The organism is Streptococcus tangpeifui (genome assembly GCF_011038795.1).
GTDB lineage: Bacteria > Bacillota > Bacilli > Lactobacillales > Streptococcaceae > Streptococcus > Streptococcus tangpeifui.
In genome coordinates this window covers 153,003-173,168 of the sequence record NZ_JAAKDU010000003.1, presented here as the reverse complement: position 1 = coordinate 173,168, position 20,166 = coordinate 153,003, and the positions used below count along the sequence as shown (strand labels likewise).

The following is a 20,166-nucleotide window of genomic DNA, read 5'->3' as shown; positions in this document are numbered from 1 at the left end:
AAAGCAGAAAACCTAAAACGAATGTGATGAACAGCTTTCATCTTATTCCAACTATTTCCAGCCTCTTAAAGGTCTCCTAGACCTTTAGAGCTGTGCGGGGTAAGAATGCGAACTCGAATTGTCAATGTTAGGTTCTTTTCATTTCCAGTCACTGCTCTATCCAAACTAGTTAATAGAGAGCTGGATTTTTCTCCTATCCTCCTCAGACAACCGTATAGGACGTTCAGCATATAGCCGTTCAACTCGTCCCTCATTCTACATAGTATTTGTTCCAACAGCTAACTGATCAGTCCTCTATTTATGGCGTACGGCAGGCACATACTCGTCGTCGTAAAGAAAAACAGCCGCCTTCAGGCAGCTGTCTGACTTTCTTTTAAAATCTCTTCAATAAGATAGAGGATAACGTTAACGATCAGGCTGAGAGTCACTGTTAATAGAATACCCCAGGCCATTTTAGGAAAACTCATTGTACGCAGGCCATCGAAAAGAATAGTACCAAGTCCGCCGGCATTGACTGTTGAAGCAATGGTAGCGATGGCAATGATTGCAGTCGCTGCCAAACGGATACCGGCTATAATAGCCGGAGCCGCTAGAGGCAGCTGGATTTTATATAAAATTTGTAGCGGGGTCATTCCCATACCTGCAGCTGCTTCCATTACATTTTGATCCACCTGCAGCAGCCCTTCGAGAAAGGTTCTGACCATCGTATACTGTGCGTAAACAACGAGGGTAATGACTGCTGTTGTTGTCCCAAGCCCTGTCCAAGGAATCAGGAGCGCAAAAAGAGCAAAGCTGGGAACAGCATATAAAAGCGATAGTGTGTAAACAGAGGGCTGACGCAGCTTGGGTACAAAGAGCAAAATGAAAGTGATGACACTAGCAACCAATAAGGCGATCAGCAGAGCCGTTCCTGCAAGAATAATATGTTCAATTGTTGCCGACATCAGCTGGTCGGAAGCCGTTTTAAAATAATCAATCATGGGCAAGACTCCACAAAGATTCCTGTGCACGAGCGGTTTCAATCAGTTTGCTGACAAAGTCGTTCTGCGGATTTTTAATAATCGTCTGGGGACTATCAAACTGGCAAATTCGCCCCTGATCCATTATAAGGATGCGATTTCCTAATTTAAAAGCCTCTGTAATGTCATGGGTGATAAAAATAAAAGTTTTATCAGCTAACTGCTGATGAATACTCAGCAGCTGATTCTGTAGATCGGTTCGTGTAATCGCATCAATAGCACCAAAGGGCTCATCAAAAAGAATGACATTAGGATCGCAGGCCAGAGCACGGGCCACACCGACTCGCTGCTGCTGACCGCCTGAGAGTTCGTGCGGATAGCGATCAGCATACTCTTGAGCCGGCAGCTGTACCAATTCTAAGAGTCGGTTTGTCTCTTGGCGAATACGCTCCTTATCCCATTTTAATAATTTGGGAACAGTGGCAATATTGTCTGCTACTGTCATGTGCGGAAAAAGACCAATCTGCTGCACAACATACCCTATATGGCGTCGATGGGCTATGGGGTCTAGCGCCAGCAAATCCTGTCCATTAAAATCAATCTTTCCCTTACTAGGCTCGATGAGACGGTTGATCATTTTTAAGGTTGTGGTTTTACCAGAACCAGAACTCCCCAAAATGGTAATGAACTCTCCCTTTTCAATGGTAAAGCTGATATCATCAACGACTGCTTTGCCATTATAAAGTTTACTGACATGATCAAAGTGAATGATTGCGGCCATACTCTCTCCTTTTATAATTCATGGCGTTTTCTTGTCTATAGTTATTATTTTATGCTGTTATAGTAATCCTTTGCAACCTCTTTGTAGTCTTTGCCATCTACATCAACTTGAGCATTGAGCTTGGTAACTGTCTTGGTTGATAAGGTTTTAGTCACCTGATTCAGAATCTCCTTTACTTCTGGATATTTTTTAAGTGTTTCATCGCGGATAACAGGCGCTAAATTATACGGCGGCCAAAAGTTTTTATCATCTTTCAGCAGGGTATACTTGTCTGTGTTGACTAATTGACCTTCTGTGGTATAAGCAGGTGTGACATCAGCCTTGTTATTATCGAGAATTTTATATTTTAGGCTGTTGTCATAAACTTTCGAGGACTTCCATGCAAAATCTCCGTAAGTCTTTTTAAGGCCTGGCAACCCATCCTCTCGCTGATCAAATTCCCCTTGGGAAGCAAATCGTAATTCTTGTGCATGTTTTTGCAAATCAGAAATTGTCTTGATTCCCAATTTTTTAGCAACCTCTGTCCGAATTACTAAACCTTGGCTGTCATTAGCCTGCGCATAATCCAACCAGGTCAAGTTAAACTTTTTCTCGTAATCCGTTTTAACCGTCTTATAGACTGCTTTGGAATCAGTCTGCAAGTCTTCTCCGAGAACCGATAAAAGACCCGTTCCGGTATATTCTGGGTAAACATCAATCTCATCATTTTTCAGTGAATTGTGGATGAGCGAGCTTCCGATATTGGCCTTGCGTTCAACCTTGTAACCGTGATCTTCCAAGGCCAGAGAATAGACTTCGGCGACAACTAGATTTTCTGTGAAATCTTTGGAACCAAAGCGGATGGTTCCTTTATTTCCTGCCTTATCAGCCGTTTGTTTGCCCAGGAAAAAGAATCCCCCCACAGCAACCAATAGAACAACTAAAATAAGACCTAATAATAATTTTTTGTTCATTTGATACTACTCCATTTAATTCCTAAATCTAAAATCAGCATACTAAGAAAGGACAAGAGCGCTACCGATCCACCGCCGATAATCAGCAAATCATACCGAAACAGCTGCAAACCTGTGAAGATGAGATTGCCCAGCCCCCCTGCACCAATATAAGTTGCTAATGTGGCACTGGCAATAATTTCAACCAAAGATAGCTTGATGCCATTTAAAATATAGGGCAAAGCCAAAGAAAAACTGACCTTGACCATCAGCTGGCGCTGGGTCATCCCTAACCCTCGCCCTGTTTCCAACAGAGTATCCGGCACCTGTTCAAATCCCACTACTGTATTAACAAGGATAGGCGGCAAACCAAGAAAAATCAGAGCAATCAGAGCCGGCAGGACCCCAACACCAATGAAAGGGATAAGAATGAAGAGAACGCCGAGACTGGGAATGACCCTCAGGGCCTGACTGGTTCCTGTTATCCACTGCCTGAGGCGCGGACTTCTGTAAGCCCAGTAACCCAGAGAAAGTCCGAGTACTAAAGAAACCAGTAAGGCAGCTAAGCTAAGGCTGATATGTTGCCAAACATAACTCCAGTAGGTAGAGCCGTTGGCTGAAAAATAGTGAATGATTTTATTAATCATAGGTCGTCTCCCGTATTTTCTATCAGCTCTTTAAACTTTTGTGAATAGGCCTGAGTCGCCGCTAAAAGCTGCTCCTGCTGCTCCTCAGATAAACTGGCCATAGCTTCGGCTTCATAACGCTGCAGTGGGCCGATCAGTTCTTTAACCTGCTCATTTCCGTTTTCTGTCAATTTCACAATTTTTTGGCGCCTGTCTAACTGGCTGGCTTCCAAGTAAACCCAGCCCTTTTTTAAATAATTTTTGATAATAGCCTGCATGACCTGTTTGGTCGAAAAGGTCCTCTCAGCTAGCTGTCTTTGTGTCATGCCTGAGGGGAAATGATAAACCCACATCAAGACAAATAGAGATTTGCTGTTCATGCCATGTTTTCTGGCATAATCTTCATATAATGAAAACTGTTCATCCCGCAGTCGTGCATAAGACTGAGCCCTAGTAAGTTTCATAATTTCTCTCCTCCCTCTTAGAATTTAATATGGTAAAAAAGTTTTACTATATCACTCTAACACACTCAGAACAAAGCTGCAACGATTTACTACCCGCATGCTTCTCCTTTAGCAATTAGCCTAACCAGACTCTAATAGCTATTGAAACCAATATTTGAATAGATGATTATAGCTGCTCAATAAGATCAGTCACCTTTTACTTCTAATTATTGGTAGCTGGCTGTTAAAAAAGCAGAAATCAGCGAGACCTTCGGACCATTCCCGTAAGTCTTTAGTATGATTAGATGAAACTCGGCCTAAGAAAGGAAGCCTATCTCTAAATCACCGCTATGATCATGAATTTCTCCTAGGATACCATAAATTGCTAAAATGGTTAAAAATTTGATATAGATAAAGTAAAACAGCTGGGATTTCTCCCAACTGTTTGCTATTTCGGTATACGTTTAAGCTGATTCTTTGAGAATCACTTTCTTAGTCTATTCTTGTGTCTTCTCAAGGTCAAGCTTAGCACAAAGGCGATCACTGCCAAACCTAAGGTGAAATAAAATCCATAGTGAACACCATTGGTAAAGGCAAGAGCCTTGCTTTCACCTTGGTAATGCTTTTGACCGAGGACCAAGAAACTGGTTGCCAACGCTGTGGCAATAGCACCAATGATTTGTTGCATGGTGTTCATGATGGTTGAACCATCAGCAGATTCTGCCCCCCTTAAACTATTGAGAGCATGGGTTTGGGCAGGTGACATAGCCAAAGGACAACCAATCATTAAGACGATGTGAGCTGTAATAATGTAGGCGACAGATGAGCTCGGTTTTACCAAAAGCAGCATGATAGCCCCGATTACCGCAATAGCAAATCCCAGTCTAGCAAGAATTGGTGCCCCTAGCGTATCATACAGACGGCCGGATACTGCTGAGACAATGGCATTGACAATACCGCCAGGTAACATGATAATCCCGGTCATCGCAACTGGCAGGCTCATCCCATTTTGAATGAATTGCGGGAAGAGATACATAGCTGACAGGATAATTGCAAAGTCTAACATTACCAGAATGGCTGCCGTACTAAAGTCCAGTTTAGAAAAGATTCTCAAATTGAGGATAGGGTGTTTCAGTTGCAGCTGGCGATAGGTATAGAAAGCTAAAATTAGAATACCAATAACAAGTGAACCTAGGACAATCGAAGACCCCCAGCCGTTTTCGCTGGCGAAGCTGACACCGACAACTAGGGCACCAAAGCCAAGAACACTTGACAAAACAGACAGGAAGTCAACCTTGGGTTTGGTCAGCTCTGCAATATTTCTCAAAAAGGCAAGAGATAGGAGCAAAGCGATAATCAAGATAAGGGCAAAAGCCCAGAAAATATAACGCCAAGACAGTTTGGCCAAGAGCAGTCCTGTCAAGGTAGGGCCCACTGCTGGTGCAAACATGATAACTAGGGCATTGACCCCCATAGCAGCTCCCAATTTTTGCATAGGGAATATTTTCATGGCTACGGTAAAAAGCAAGGGGATAATCAAGCCAGTTCCGATACCCTGAATCATTCGACCAGCCAGTACCATACCGAAGTCTGTTCCCAAGGCTGAAATAATTGAACCACCAATAAAAGCGATTAAGGCGAAGATTACCGTTTGGCGGGTCGTGAACCACTTAGAAATCAGACTAGACAAGGGCAGGACAATTCCGATAACCAGCATATAACCGGTTACCAGCCATTGCAGGGATGAGGTCCCTACGCCCAGTGCTGTTTCTAATTTAGGCAGGGCAATATTGAGTGATGTTTCGGACAACATCCCAACGAAGGCACCAATGAGCAACCCCGCCATAGCTAGCCAAGGATGTTTGACAGGGACAGCTGCCTTGCCAGTAGTCATTTGCGTATGTTCTTTCAAAAAAATTCTCCTTTCAATCGGTAAAAGCGATTTACAAGCCAATAAAAAAGAGTCTTTCAAAAAGCGAGAACATCAAAACCCTAGAAGGGTCTGTTTCTCCTCGAAAAAGCTCATTTTTACAGACTATTAATTAAGCTATCGAACTCATTGAGTCACTATTTATCTTAGCAAAATAAAGATTTTTTCGTAAGTCTTTTTTTGAAAAAATACTTATTTTCTGAAATGATTTGAAAATACAGCTTAAAGTAGAAAAACTCCCTTCTTCTCCTCATCGTTGATAGCTGAATTTTCTAGTCTTTCTTATACTATTATTTGCATCGCGCTGCTCTCCTAACTGTTCTGTTGATACTTTTTTAAAATCACAGTAATCGTAGTCGCAAACTAAACCCGCCTACAAGGCTGTGCGAAAAGATCAGCTTTCCTTGAATCTTTAAATTAATGACTCTGTGTCAAACTTTCTGATTTTCTCTGCGTGTACAAAAAATCCCGGCCTTTTGGGCTCGGGATTTGCTGCCAGCATTAGGCAGAAACAAATTGTGAATTATAGAGATCCGCATAGAAGCCATTCTGAGTCATTAGCTCATTGTGGTTACCTTGTTCGATGATATTACCATCTTTCATGACCAAAATCAAATCGGCATTGCGGATAGTAGACAGGCGGTGGGCGATGACGAAGGATGTCCGTCCTTCCATCAGTTTGTCCATAGCCTTTTGAATCAACTCCTCTGTCCGAGTATCAACCGATGAGGTTGCTTCGTCCAAAATCAGGAGCGGTGAGTCCTTGAGCAAGGCCCGAGCGATAGTCATGAGCTGCTTTTGTCCGACAGATAGGGTAACCGAGTCATCCAGAACAGTATCATAGCCTTTAGGCAGGGTCTTAATGTAGTGGTGGACACCGACAGCCTTGGTCGCCGCCAGCACCTGTTCATCTGTGATATGGTCTTGGTTGAAAATCAGATTTTCTTTAACGGTTCCTTCAAAGAGCCAGGTATCTTGCAAGACCATGGAGAAGGCATCATGGACTTCTGATCGTTTCATGTCGTGGATATTAACACCATCGATAGAAATTTTACCTTTGTTGATTTCATAAAATCGCATGAGTAAATTAACAATGGTCGTTTTACCAGCACCTGTTGGGCCGACAATGGCAATTTTTTGACCAGCCTTGGCTTGTGCTGAGAAGTCATGAATAATAGTTTTGTCAGGGTTGTAGCCAAAGAAAACATCTTCAAAGGCGACATCTCCCTTAACCTTGTCCAGTTGCTTAGTTTTAGCGTCTTCAACTTCCATTTCTTCTTCACCAAGGAATTCAAAGACGCGTCCCATGGCAGCCCTAGCCGCTTGGAGTTGGGTAATGCCTTGAGCAATTTGAGAAATCGGCTGGGTAAAGATGCGAACATAGGTCATGAAGGCAACAATAGTTCCCATAGTAATATCGCCATTGATGGCCATGCGGGCCCCAACGATACAGACCATGACATAACCAAAGTTTCCGATGAACTGCATCATGGGCATCATAATACCCGAGAAAAATTGGGACTTCCACATGCTAGTGTAGAGATTCTTATTAAGTTTTTCAAAGACTTCTTTGGTTTCTTGGCGGGCATTATAGCTAGTCACAATATTGTGGCCAGTGTAAATTTCTTCAACATAGCCAGAGACTTCAGCTAGGTTAGCCTGTTGTTTTTTAAAGAGCGGTTGACTGCGAGCCATGATAAAGCCAGTCAGTACAAAGCCTGCCAAGACTGAGCCAATAGCCGTTCCTGCTAAAGCACCGTTGGTTTTTATCATCATCAAGATGGATCCAATTAAAAGTACAATAGCCGAAACCATGGTGACCAGACTTTGGTTAAAGGATTGGGTCATCAAGTCAACATCATTGGTTACCCGCGATAAGGTATCCCCTTGGGCGTGACTATCAAAGTATTTGAGGGGAATCTTGTTAATCTTGTCAGCAATTGCATCCCGCAAACGTTGTGAAAAACGTTGAATTAGGGTTGAAACGATAAAGCTTGCCATATAAGAGACAATTGCTCCGCCAATATACAAAAGAGCAAGGGTCATGGCAATGGAACCGATTTTATCCAAGTCAATCTTACCAGCCAGTCCCTTGGTCATGGTATCGGTCATCTCTTTCAGCTTATCTGGTCCAATCACGGTAATGGTACTGGAAACAATAGAAAAGATAACAGCTAGACCAAAGAGAGCCTTGTATCCTTTCAAATAAGGAGTCATTTGGCTGATTAGAGAGGTCTTTTTAGTCTTCATTTTCCAATTCCTCCTTTGAAAGTTGTGAGTAAGCAATTTCTTGATAGACAGGGTTGCCGGCCAGCAGTTCCTTGTGAGTCCCTTGACCGACGACCTTACCTTGATCAAGCACAATGATTTGATCAGCATCCATGATAGTTGAAATCCGTTGGGCAACAATCAGTTTAGTTAAATCACCAGTTTTCTTATTGAGTTCCTCACGCAAAATTCTGTCGGTCTTATAGTCCAGAGCTGAGAAGGAATCATCAAAGATGAGAATTTCAGGCTTACGGGCAAGAGCGCGGGCAATAGCCAATCTTTGTTTTTGCCCGCCTGAGAAGTTGGTTCCTCCTTGGGCCACTTCGGTATCCAGACCCTTGTCCTTGCTTTGGACAAAGTCTTTAGCTTGAGCCAACTCAAGAGCTTCCCAAATAGCGTCATCACTCAAGCGCCCTTGAGCGCTTTCACCGAATTCCATATTGGAACGGATGGTGCCGCTAAAGAGGACAGCCGTTTGAGGAATATAGCCCACCTTATTGTTGAGGTCATCGTGGCTGTAGTCTTGCACCTTGACACCATCGATCTTGATCCAACCCTCGGTGGCATCATAGAAACGTGGAATGAGATTGACCAAGGTTGATTTACCAGAACCGGTCGAACCGATAAAGGCAATCGTCTGTCCTTTTTCTGCCTTGAAAGAGACGTGCTCAATAACGGCTGCCGAATTCTTGCTGTAGCGGAAAGAAACATCGTGAACTTCCACTTCTCCTTTATGCCCGTTATCAGATTTGGACTCTTTCTTGAATGTAACAGATGATTTCAAAGCTAATACTTCATTAATCCGCTTAGCAGAAACCAAGGCTCTTGGCAGAATGATAAAAATAGCCACCATCATCATAAAGCCGATAACAACCTGCATGGCATAAGAAGAGAAAACTACCATGTCACTAAAAATGGAAATACGGTCTTTAACAGCCTTAGTAGCTTCTGCTACCATTTTCATGACCATAGGGCTAGTCTTGTCAACCTTGGGAATGGAAACATCCGAAAGCAAATGCGCCCCAATCCAATAAATCGCTAACGTCAAACCGCTGGAAACCATAGTCATCACAGGGTTCATCAAGGACATCAGCCGATAAACAAAGAGATTGAGCTTGGTCAAATTTTCATTTTCCTCACGGAATTTTTTATCTTGGTAAGCCTCGGCATTGTAAGCACGAACAACTCGAACACCTGTCAAAGATTCACGGGTCGTCGCATTAAGGTCATCGGTTAATCCCTGAACCTTACGTTGGCGGGGGAAAGCTACAAATAAGAGAACAGACAAGAGAATGAAAACAATTAAAACAGCCACACCGACAGCCTTGGTCCAATCACCGCTCTTCCCCCAAATTTTTGTCAGAGCCCAGACTGCCATAATTGGTCCCCGTGTGACCACTTGCATAGCCATGGTAATCATGATCTGCAGCTGGGTCAAGTCATTGGTTGTCCGTGTTAAGAGACTCGGAACAGAAAACTGCTTGATTTCAGCTTGCGAATAATCAGCTACTTGATTGAAAATATCTGAGCGCAGGCGAGTGGTAAAACTAGCAGCGGTTCTGGCTGCTAAAAAGCCAACACAGACAGCCATCAAAAAGCTGCCGAAGGAGAACATCAGCATCTTTGAACCAGGGTCCATGATGTCTGAGGTTGTCGTCCCTTTATTTTGCAGTAAGGTTGTGATTTTAGACATATACTCAGGTGTCTTCAAATCCATCCAAACTGCTAAACAGATAAAGATAGTCGACAGAACAATCATGCCCCATTCTTTAGCGCTTAAGCGTTTAAATATTTTGAACATATTCTTCCTACTTTTCTAAATTTGATTTCAGTTGCGTAAAAACCCGACGGGCAACTTCCATGTCTTGCTTATCAATACCATTCAGAACTTTCTCATGAATTTTGATTCGAAAAACCTTTAACTTCTCTGCCTTGTCCAAACCTAAATCAGTCAGAACGATTTGCTTGTAACGTTTGTCCTTTTGAGAAGGTTTGACTTGGATGAACCCATTCTTTTCCATCCGTTTAATGAGATTACTAGCGACAGACTTGGAAATCTCCAGCTTTTCCTCTATGTCCTTAATGAAAATTTCCTTGCCCCGATTTTCGAAAAGGTAAGAGACAGTGAATCCCTGAGGGCCAGCTAAGTGCTCTACCCCGTGAGCTTTTGCTAATTCCTGAACGCTAGTTTCCATAGAATTGATAAAGTTTCTGAAAGTATCAAAAGGATCTTTCATGAAAATACCTCGCTTTTCTTGAAAACAACTAGTTCTCGTGAGAATTATTATAGTCTCTTGGGTTAGCAAAGTCAAGCAATAAGTTTCTATGAAAACTATTCAGCAAACCATGACTGTTTATTTTTTTGGTTTGTTCGCTTTAATTTGAATGATAAAACAAAATACTCTTGAAATATTCGGCTTTTCATTGTAAACTTATGCTGGTTAGAAAAAATTATGGAGGTGTTTATGAAAAAACACATATTTTTAAAAAGTTCACTGCTTGCTTTGGTAGCTGGAGCCAGTTTCTTATCCATTCAGGTAGCGGCAGATCAAGTAGATGTCCAAGTTCTTGGCGTTAATGACTTTCACGGAGCCTTGGATACGACGGGGACGGCTTCTATGCCAGATGGACCTGTCAGGGATGCCGGCGGTGTTGCCCAGCTTGATGCTTATATGGATGATGCTCAGACGCAATTCCAAGCTGAGCATCCACAGGGTGACACGACTCGAGTACAAGCCGGTGATATGGTTGGAGCCAGTCCTGCCAATTCAGGTCTTCTGCAGGATGAACCAACTGTTAAAGCCTTTAATCAAATGGATGTCCAATTCGGAACTATTGGTAATCACGAATTTGATGAAGGTTTAGCTGAGTACAACCGAATCGTTCAGGGACAAGCACCGGAACCGGGTAAATTCGATCCTATTGTCGACCAATATTCAGCTGATGGCCAGCAAGAAGCTGCTAAACAGCAGATCCTAGCCGCCAATATCATTGACCAAAAGACGAATCAGATTCCCTTTGGCTGGCAGCCCTATGCTATCAAAACTATTCCTATTAATGGTAAAGAAGTCAAGATGGGCTATATTGGTATTGTCACGACTGAAATTCCCAATCTTGTCTTGAGGAAAAATCTCGAAGGCTACACTTTCCTAGATGAGGCCGAAACCATTGCCAAATATGCCAAGGAATTGAATGACCAAGGCGTCCATGCTATCGGTGTTCTGGCTCACGTCGCTGCTGACAATGATGCGGGTGAACTCGAAGGTGATGCTGTGCCGATCCTTAATAAGCTCAACCAAATTTATCCAGACAACAGTGTCGATATTTTCTTTGCCGGTCACAGTCACAAGTACGCTAATGGGGTGGTTGGCAGAACACGCGTCGTTCAGGCCACTTCCCAAGGTAAGGCTTTTGAAGATGTTCGCGGCGTCTTAGATACCGATACAGGTGATTTTACTGATATCCCAAGCGCTCAAATTATTCCTGTAGCACCAGGTAAGGCAGGTAGTCCTGACCTTCAAGCTATTGTTGACGATGCCAGCAGGCGAGTGAAAACTGTCACGCAGGCTAAAATCGGAACTGCTACATTTCCTCAAGCTATCACTCGGGAGACCAACCAAGATAAGGAAACAGCTGTTGGTGATTTGGTTACTCAAGGACAATTGACCATTGCTCGTAAAACCTATCCTGATGTTGATTTCGCTTTAACAAATAATGGTGGTGTTCGTTCAGATTTGATTGTTAATCCTGACAAATCTATCACTTGGGGAGCTGCCCAAGCCGTTCAGCCATTTGGTAATGTCTTACAAGTTGTTCAGCTGACAGGCCAACAGATTTATGACGCCCTTAACCAACAATATGACGAGCAACAACGCTATTTCTTTCAAATGGCTGGGCTTCACTATCTCTATACCGATAATCCTGCTGGGGGCAAGGAAACACCTTATAAAGTGGTCAAAGCTTATAAGGATGACGGCAGCGAAATTGATCCGAGTCAGACCTACAAGGTGGTCATCAACGACTTCCTCTATGGTGGTGGTGATGGTTTCTCTGTGTTGCGCAATGCTCCCCTGATCGGTGCGATTGATCCTGATACCGAAACCTTTGTCCAATACATCAAAGATCAAGAGGCTGCCGGTAAAACGGTTGATATACCGGAGATGAACCACAAGACCTATGTCACCGTTCAAACGGCCCATACCTATCAAGACCGACCTGATGGTCGTCATCTGCTGACTATAGAGACCTATGTCAATCGTCAAGGTCAGCCAGTCGGTCAAGCTATTATCAGCGACCAATTGATTAAAGAAAATCAGTCTGAAGCAAGAGCTCAACGAGAAACTCAAGCTCTACCAAGTGCTAGCTTTAACCTCACACCTCTCGCTGACAAGACAGGAAATCAGTCAACCGCTGCTCAAGCTAAACAAGTTAAGCGAACTGAGGCTAAGTCCTTGCCGGAAACGGGGACCGAGGAGAAATCAGCAACCGCCCTCAGCCTAGTCGGTCTGATCATGACATTTACAGTCTTCTTTACAGGAAAGAAAAAGGAAGAAAACTAGCCCTAGCTTAAGAATTTTTCTATGAAATGAAAAAAGCATGACATTTTCCCTTCGTTTGAGGAATGAGATGTCATGCTTTTTTTGTGATAGGTAAAACTAGATTTTCAAGCGGATAAATCAGATCCTTCTTATAGCATAAGAAAACCGAGAATGAGCCAAAGGCATTATGTCAATCGATACTAAGAAAAAATTAGATTCTAGCTTTACTGTAGGTGATGGCATCAGAACCGTTGACTAGTTTTTTCGCTTTAGCCTTGCGGCAAAAGGAAAAACAGCCAGCAGGGGTTCATTGGTGCTAAAATATCTAATGAACTGTGCGGAGGTGGGATAGAAGTCCATTTTTTATATAAATCGACTTCTGCCCATTCTCTCTTTGATCTCGAAAAGGGCTGAGAAATTATTTTATCTCAGCCCTTTTTGTCTGCCAACTGCAGTTGATAAAGGTTCCCTTAGGATTACCATTGGTAGTTGAAAACTATAGATGACTTCGTAAGCTTATTAAAGTTTCTCTTTATTTTTCATCTTTGCGTTTTTTACCAAATGCCAGTATGCTTCCTACAAATAGTGCCAGTAGGCCTACTAGTGAAGGCTGAGCCCCCTTATCACCAGTTTTAGGAAGTTCTTTAGCAGTCACGGCTGGTCCTTCAGCAATCGGAGTTTCAGCTTCAGCCTTAGCTGATTGAGCAAGCATTTCTGCTTTTTCCGAAATAGCTGGTTCATTCGGAACTTCTTTTTCTGGTAGGTTTGGAACATAGTTGATTGGTGTATCTTTAGTTGGATCCTCTGGGATTGGTGGAATATAACCCTTACTTGGATCGTTAGGGTCCACTGGTGTCAATGGCATGTTGGTGTTTGGGTTAATTGGTGTGTAGCCAGGAGTATACGGAATCACCGGATAATCTGGTTCTTCTGGCTGCTTTGGTTTAGTTGGATCTGTCGGATCATTCGGATAAGCATTAGCTGGGAAGTTTGGCACTGGCATGTTTGGTACGTAGCGGCCAAGTTTCGTGTACTTAACAACTTCTTCAGAATCCGGATCTTTCACTTGAACACCTGTCACTTCCGCAACTTTTGCTTTATCTGCGATAAAGCCAGCAATCACCGGCGAGGTAACGGCATCGAATATTGTATCAGTTGCCGTCCATTCATCAAATGTCACTTCACCAGTTACTAAGTTAACCTTAGCTTGGCGAGTGAAGGTCAATGTTTCTGATACTGGAGCAGACGCTTGTGACCCGTCTTTAGCGTAGACATACTTAACGGTCCGAGTAACTGTCTCAGTTCCCGATTGATCTTTAACATTATCTGGCCATACTGGGCTGCTAGGATCGTTCGGTTCTACTGGCTGACCTGGTACTGGCGGGTTAGATGGATCGAATGGTTCGATGCGTTCTCTGAGAATGATGGTAAAGATTTGGTCTGCAAGTTTATCTTTATCAAATACTTGATGGCCACCAAAGTCATCGCTAACAAGAGCGTAACCAGCCTTGAAGTAGTCCACAAGTGCGGAGGTATAGTCTGCTGATGGAATAGCTTCTTCTGACTTGCCAGTTTCCGTTAATTGTGATAATTGACGATCAGTCTCGGTTAGGAAGTTGATAACCGCTTTTTGATTATCTGCTTCGTAATTGATCGGGGTATCCTGTGTTGGATCTTCTGGCGTTGGTGGTATATAGCCTTTAGATGGATCGTTAGGATCTACCGGAGTCAAGGGTGTGTTGGTGTTTGGATCAACTGGTGTATAGCCGGGATTATGCGGAATCACCGGATAATCTGGATCGCTTGGCTGCTTTGGCTTAGTTGAATCTGTCGGATCGTTTGGATATGGATTATCCGGGAAGTTTGGTACTGGCATGTTTGGTATGTAGTGACCAAGAACTTTATAGATAACCACATGACTGTCATCTGCAGAGTTTTGTGTCAAACCCGTTTTTTCAGCGATTGCTGCCTTATCTGCGATGTAACCAGCAATAACCGGTGAGGTAACGGCATCAAAGGTTGTATCACCATCTACTGCTGTCCATGCTTCATCAATAATAACACCTGTCACCAAATTAACTTTAGCTGTATGTTCAAATCTTACTGCATCAGTCACATCCACACTGGCTTGAGAACCATCTTCGAATCTATACCTGATGATACGATGAATGTCCTTAGTTGTTTGGAAATCGCGTACAGATTCCGGCCAATTTGGATTTGGCTTGTTTGGCTCTGGCTGATCTACCGGTTGACCAGGATTAAATGGAATGTTTGGTCCGATTGGTTCGAGACGCTCTTTAAGAACTACAGTGAAGGTCTGATCGCGATTTGAATCGGTATCGAATGTCTTAGTGCCTTTGAAATCATCGCTCACAACAGCATAACCAGCATTAAGATAGCCATCTAATACTCTTTGATAACCAGTCGCAGGAATAGTTAAGCCTGTTTCACCTGTTTCATCAATTGATGTCATCGGAGTGCGTGTAGTACTATCTTGATTTTCCTGTACAAAATCAATCACTGCTTTTTGAATATCCGCAAGATAGTTTACAGGGGTATCTTTAGTCGGATCTATTGGTGCCGGCGGGATATAGCCCTGAGTAGGATTACCTGGAACTACCGGTTGCAATGGATTGCCTTCTGGATCGTAAGGTGTGTATCCTGGCTTGATTGGAATCACAGGATAGTTGGGATTACCAGGTTGTTCTGGTTGGGTTGGATCGTCAGGATCATTCGGATAAGGATTGTCTGGGAAGTTTGGCACTGGTACGTTTGGTACGTAGTGACCAAGTTTCGTGTACTTAACAATTTCTTCAGAATCGGTATCCGTAGCCTGAACGCCTGTCTTAGCTGGAACTTCTTTACGATCTGTGATGTAACCATTTATAACTGGGGAGGTCTTCGCATCAAAGGTTGTATCGGTTGCCATCCATTTATCAAATGTCACTTCACCAGTTACTAAGTTGACCTTAGCTTGACGTGTGAATACCAACGTTTCTGATACTGCAGCAGATGCTTGTGAACCATCTGCTGCATAGACGTAACGGATGGTACGTGTAACTGCTTCAGTACCTTGTTGATTTTCAACCGTACTTGGCCACTTTGGACTGTTAGGATCGTTTGGATTTACGGGCTGATCTGGTACTGGTGGATTTGCTGGATCGAATGGTTCGATACGTTCACGAAGAACAACTGTAAAGGTTTGGTCTACCAGCTGATTTTTGTCAAATACTTGATGGCCACCGAAGTCATCGCTAACAAGAGCGTAACCTGTTTTGAGGTAGCCCGCAAGTGTGACGGTATAGTCTGTTGACGGAATTGCTTCTTCTGACTTACCAGCTTCCGTTAATTGTGATAGTTGACGATTAGTCTCGGTTACGAAGTTGATAATGGCTTTTTGAGTATCTGCTTCGTAATTGATCGGGGTATCTTCCGTTGGATCCTCTGGGATTGGTGGAATATAACCCTTACTTGGCTCGTTAGGGTCCACCGGAGTCAAGGGCGTGTTGGTGTTTGGATCAATTGGTGTGTAACCAGGATTATGCGGAATCACTGGGTAATCTGGATCACCTGGCTGCTTTGGCTTAGTTGGATCTGTCGGATCATTCGGATAAGGATTGTCTGGGAAGTTTGGCACTGGAATATTTGGGACGTAGCGACCAAGTTTCGTGTACTTAACATTTTCTTCAGAATCCGGATCTATCGCTCGAACACCTGTCTTAGCTGGAACTTCTTTACGATCTGCAATGTAGCCATTTACAGCTGGAGAGGTCTTAGCGTCAAAGGTTGTATCAGTTGCCGTCCATTCGCCAAATGCCACTTCACCAGTTACTAAGTTAACCTTAGCTTGACGTGTGAAGGTCAAGGTTTCTGACACTGGGGCAGATGCTTGTGACCCATCTGCTGCGTAGACGTAACGGATGATACGTGTAACTGTTTCAGTACCTTTTTGGTCCTTAACATTATCTGGCCATCTTGGACTGTTAGGATCATTTGGATCAACTGGTTGCCCTGGAACTGGTGGATTTGCTGGATCGAATGGTTCGATACGTTCCTTAAGAACAACTGTAAAGGTTTGGTCTACCAGCTGATTTTTATCAAATACTTGATAGCCTCTGAAGTCATCGCTAACAAGAGCGTAGCCTGCTTTGAGGTAGCCCACAAGTGCGGCAGTATAGTTCGCTGATGGAATAGCTTCTTCTGACTTGCCAGCTTCCGTTAATTGTGATAGTTGACGGCCCGTTTCGGTTACGAAGTTGATAATAGCTTTTTGATCATCTTTTTCGTAATTGATCGGGGTATCTTCCGTTGGATCCTCTGGGATTGGTGGAATATAGCCCTTACTTGGATCGTTAGGGTCCACCGGAGTCAATGGGGTTCCATTTGGATCTTTTGGGGTCATTCCTGGTACGTCTGGAATGACTGGGTAATCTGGATCACCTGGCTGTTTTGGTTTAGTTGAATCTGTCGGATCATTCGGATAAGGATTGTCTGGGAAATTTAGCACTGGAATATTTGGGACGTAGCGACCAAGTTTCGTGTACTTAACAATTTCTTCAGAATCGGCATCCGTAGCCTGAACACCTGTCTTAGCTGGAACTTCTTTACGGTCTGTGATGTAGCTATTTATAACTGGGGAGACAACAACATCAAAGGTTGTATCGGTTGCTGTCCATTCGCCAAATGCCACTTCACCAGTTACTAAGTTAACCTTAGCTTGACGTGTGAAGGTCAAGGTTTCTGACACTGGGGCAGATGCTTGTGACCCATCTGCTGCGTAGACGTAACGGATGATACGTGTAACTGTTTCAGTACCTTTTTGGTCCTTAACATTATCTGGCCATCTTGGGCTGTTAGGATCATTTGGATCAACTGGTTGTTCTGGAACTGGTGGATTTGCTGGATCGAATGGTTCAATACGTTCCTTGAGAACAACTGTAAATTCTTGATCAGTATCGAAGTCAGTATCAAACGTTTTACCACCTGTAAAGTTATCACTCTTAACAGAGTAACCAGCTTTGAGGTAATCATTCAATGTTGTCTTATAATCGACCGTTGGAATCGCATCTCCGTTATTACCAGACTCTGAAACAGTAGTCATAGCAACTGTTGGCTCCGTATCATTCACAAACTTAATGTTCGCTTTTTGTTTAGCGACGATAAGTTGGTAAGTACCAGATGCTGACAAGTCATGAATATCTTTATCAAGAAGTTTAACTGTTTTAGGCGTTGCTTCATCATAACCTATGTCTTCGGTTTTACCATTATATTGAGTTGCCGAATTATCAGTTACTGAAACTTTAACCGTATAAGTACCTTCTGTCGTCGGTGCGGTAAAGTCACCGAGTGCCCCAGCGTAAACTACGGATCCACTAGCATCAGTAACTTCAACTGTTTGTGAGCGATAACCAGAATTATCCTGATCAGCAATTGTCACGTTTGCAGCTGGACTATAAGTAACACCTGGGTTAACCGCTACAACTGGATTAATTGGTGTAACACTCGGAGCTACAGAATATCCGTAATTAACAGTATAGTCCATGCTACCAAGAACATAACCGGTCATAGTATTTCCGTAAGTCACTCGGATAGTTGCAGTGTTATTTGTTCCTGTGCTAGCAATCGGTGTTAAGATTTCCATCTTCTGAACAAAGTCGTGGAATGGTTTGATCGCAACAAGAGTACTATTTTCAGCTTTATAGAAATTGCGGTTAGAGAATACATTCCCATTCTTCATCAAGTAATCAAGCGGTTCTTCACCATAACTAGTTCCCATCCACGTACGGAAGCGAATCAGCTTCTTTAATTCATCTTCTGTGAAGGTTTCGCCTTCATTCTTCACACCAGACAAGCCTTTAACCACTACGTGAGCAAAGTTAACCGCATTGTTATCGTCTGACATCGCTGTACCCGTACTGTCGGTAGCGACAACAGTTACCCCATTAACCATTGCACCTTCACGTCCACCAGCTAGTAATCCGCCAATAGTACCAGTTATAATACCAGTTGCAGGATCGAAGGTAACATCAGCACTTCCGCCTAATTGAGATTGCAACGTTCCATTGACTTGGTTAACAATGTTATTTCCACCAAACGCAACCGCCCGGCTATATATTTGGTCAATTGTTACGCCGCCCGTTGCCTTGGGATTTCCATCGACGATTGCACGAACATTTGAATCTTTAGTCAAGGTCAAACCTATCGGTAAGAAATAGATGGCCGGTTGGATAGTTGGCCCTTGATCCATTGCATAATCTTGCAACCAAAGGTTTACAGAGTCCTTAGCCGCCGCATCGTCTGCTACTCCCCCTGCTGCCATATCGCGTGCCGCTTGTTCAGTTTTACCTTGTGCCACATTGATGGTTAACCCTGTTCCAGTAAGCGATGTTGTATTGACAAGAACCCGGAAACCAACACCAGTTGGGTTAGTAATCGAAGCATTTGGGTTGGTTGTGGATGAAATCACATCAGAAACTAATACTGGGGAATTCGTATACTTGCGATCACCATCAGTACTTGTATAAGCATCTGTGCCACTTGGATAATGTAAACCTGTAGAACCTGTATCAGTCCAGGAATAGTAGGAACCAACAGTTGTATTATCATCTGTACTTACCATAACAGCTGCATACGGATCCGTAATCATGTTCCCACGCAAGTAAATTTGATACTCAATGGTATAGCTTCCATCAGGATTTCGGTTATAGTTATGAAGGTAAACCGCACGAATTAGTTTGTTAGCTGTATTTGAATTTGTAACTTGAAGTGCAATATCTTTTGTATGCAGGTGCGGTGCATAAATTGGCGGGGTTTCACCAGTTCCTTCTGCCATAAATACTGTAACTGGGCTTGCTGATGTCACTGGAGTACTGCCAAGTTTGCCGCTCACTTGGTTAACTTCTTTATCGTTTAACAAGCCTGCACGATACGCTGAGCGAAGATCACTAACCTGAGTATCTGTTGCTAAACCTTGCCGCTTCATATCTTCAAGCGCTGCAGCAAATGCTGATGGCATCTCTGGAGATTGCGATTGCCGTTCAGAGATAATGTTAGATGAGACTAATGGCATCGCTGAAACAGTTTGATTATTAATTTGGCTAGCTGCCGATCTTTCATTACCTCCAAGTTCTGAATTAGCACCAGATGCTGAAACTGCACTAGTTGAGGATTCAGAAGTTTGTACATCTGATGGAGTGCTAATTTGTGAAGCCGCAGTTGGTGTAAGATCCACAGTACTTGTTGCCGGACTTACAGGAGTAGCCTCGTTCTGATTAGTCACAGGAGTCCCAGTTGCTCGAGCAACTTCTGTTTTAGGTGCAGCTGCTTCGGTAGAATTCGCAGTTTCTGCCGAAGTTGCTGCTACAGTATTATCTAAAGTTGGCGATACTTGTGTATCTGCCTGCTGAGTAATTGCCGCTATTGAAGCAGGCGGCTCTGATGCCGGAGACACTGCCCCATCCGCATACACTTGGTCAGCCTGAACACCAAACATTAATGCAGTACCAAGTAAAACCGATGCTGCACCAAAATGGTATTTACGAATTGAAAAACGCTGATAGAGTCCATACCAAGTAAAACTCCTTCTAGAGCGTCTGGCTTTAGAAATTTTCATATTAGATACCTCTCTCTCCCCAAAGGCGTATTTCATTTATTTATGGCCATGTTGGGATTTTCATTGTAATATAAACC

General features: G+C 43.3%; 11 protein-coding genes. 1 reads left to right on the top strand and 10 read right to left on the bottom strand.

The features are described 5' to 3' along the window. Positions 1 to 350 precede the first annotated feature (350 nt). From G7Y32_RS04005 to G7Y32_RS03965, 9 genes are all read right to left on the bottom strand, one after another. A complete protein-coding gene (locus G7Y32_RS04005; RefSeq protein WP_165210938.1) occupies positions 351 to 980 on the bottom strand; it encodes an ABC transporter permease in 630 nt (209 codons plus the stop codon). After that, entirely contained in the window at positions 973 to 1,731 is a 759-nt protein-coding gene (locus G7Y32_RS04000) for an ABC transporter ATP-binding protein (protein WP_206221353.1), read from the bottom strand. Before G7Y32_RS04000 ends, G7Y32_RS04005 begins: the two co-directional genes overlap by 8 nt. A 53-nt stretch (positions 1,732 to 1,784) precedes the next feature. After that, positions 1,785 to 2,693, bottom strand: a complete 909-nt coding sequence (locus G7Y32_RS03995; protein WP_165210932.1) for a glycine betaine ABC transporter substrate-binding protein — start codon at positions 2,691 to 2,693, stop codon at positions 1,785 to 1,787. Then, a complete protein-coding gene (locus G7Y32_RS03990) occupies positions 2,690 to 3,319 on the bottom strand; it encodes an ABC transporter permease (protein WP_165210929.1) in 630 nt (209 codons plus the stop codon). The genes G7Y32_RS03995 and G7Y32_RS03990 overlap by 4 nt, the downstream gene beginning before the upstream one ends. Continuing rightward, on the bottom strand, positions 3,316 to 3,762 hold the full coding sequence (locus G7Y32_RS03985) for a MarR family winged helix-turn-helix transcriptional regulator (RefSeq protein WP_165210926.1): 447 nt from the start codon (positions 3,760 to 3,762) through the stop codon (positions 3,316 to 3,318). The genes G7Y32_RS03990 and G7Y32_RS03985 overlap by 4 nt, the downstream gene beginning before the upstream one ends. Before the next feature lie 463 nt (positions 3,763 to 4,225). Further along, the gene (locus G7Y32_RS03980; protein ID WP_241154198.1) at positions 4,226 to 5,653 is read right to left on the bottom strand and encodes a DHA2 family efflux MFS transporter permease subunit; all 1,428 of its coding nucleotides are present in this window, start codon (positions 5,651 to 5,653) and stop codon (positions 4,226 to 4,228) included. 519 nt (positions 5,654 to 6,172) lie between these two features. Further along, a complete protein-coding gene (locus G7Y32_RS03975; RefSeq protein ID WP_165210923.1) occupies positions 6,173 to 7,921 on the bottom strand; it encodes an ABC transporter ATP-binding protein in 1,749 nt (582 codons plus the stop codon). Then, positions 7,911 to 9,740, bottom strand: a complete 1,830-nt coding sequence (locus G7Y32_RS03970; RefSeq protein ID WP_165210920.1) for an ABC transporter ATP-binding protein — start codon at positions 9,738 to 9,740, stop codon at positions 7,911 to 7,913. The genes G7Y32_RS03975 and G7Y32_RS03970 overlap by 11 nt, the downstream gene beginning before the upstream one ends. A 7-nt stretch (positions 9,741 to 9,747) precedes the next feature. After that, a complete protein-coding gene (locus tag G7Y32_RS03965; RefSeq protein ID WP_165210917.1) occupies positions 9,748 to 10,176 on the bottom strand; it encodes a MarR family winged helix-turn-helix transcriptional regulator in 429 nt (142 codons plus the stop codon). Between the two features lie 228 nt (positions 10,177 to 10,404). On the opposite strand from G7Y32_RS03965, the gene G7Y32_RS03960 reads away from it, so the two are divergent. Continuing rightward, on the top strand, positions 10,405 to 12,498 hold the full coding sequence (locus tag G7Y32_RS03960; protein ID WP_165210914.1) for a surface-anchored 5'-nucleotidase: 2,094 nt from the start codon (positions 10,405 to 10,407) through the stop codon (positions 12,496 to 12,498). A gap of 511 nt (positions 12,499 to 13,009) precedes the next feature. Here G7Y32_RS03960 and G7Y32_RS03955 read toward each other — a convergent pair. Continuing rightward, on the bottom strand, positions 13,010 to 20,089 hold the full coding sequence (locus tag G7Y32_RS03955; RefSeq protein ID WP_165210911.1) for a mucin-binding protein: 7,080 nt from the start codon (positions 20,087 to 20,089) through the stop codon (positions 13,010 to 13,012). Positions 20,090 to 20,166: the final 77 nt, after the last annotated feature.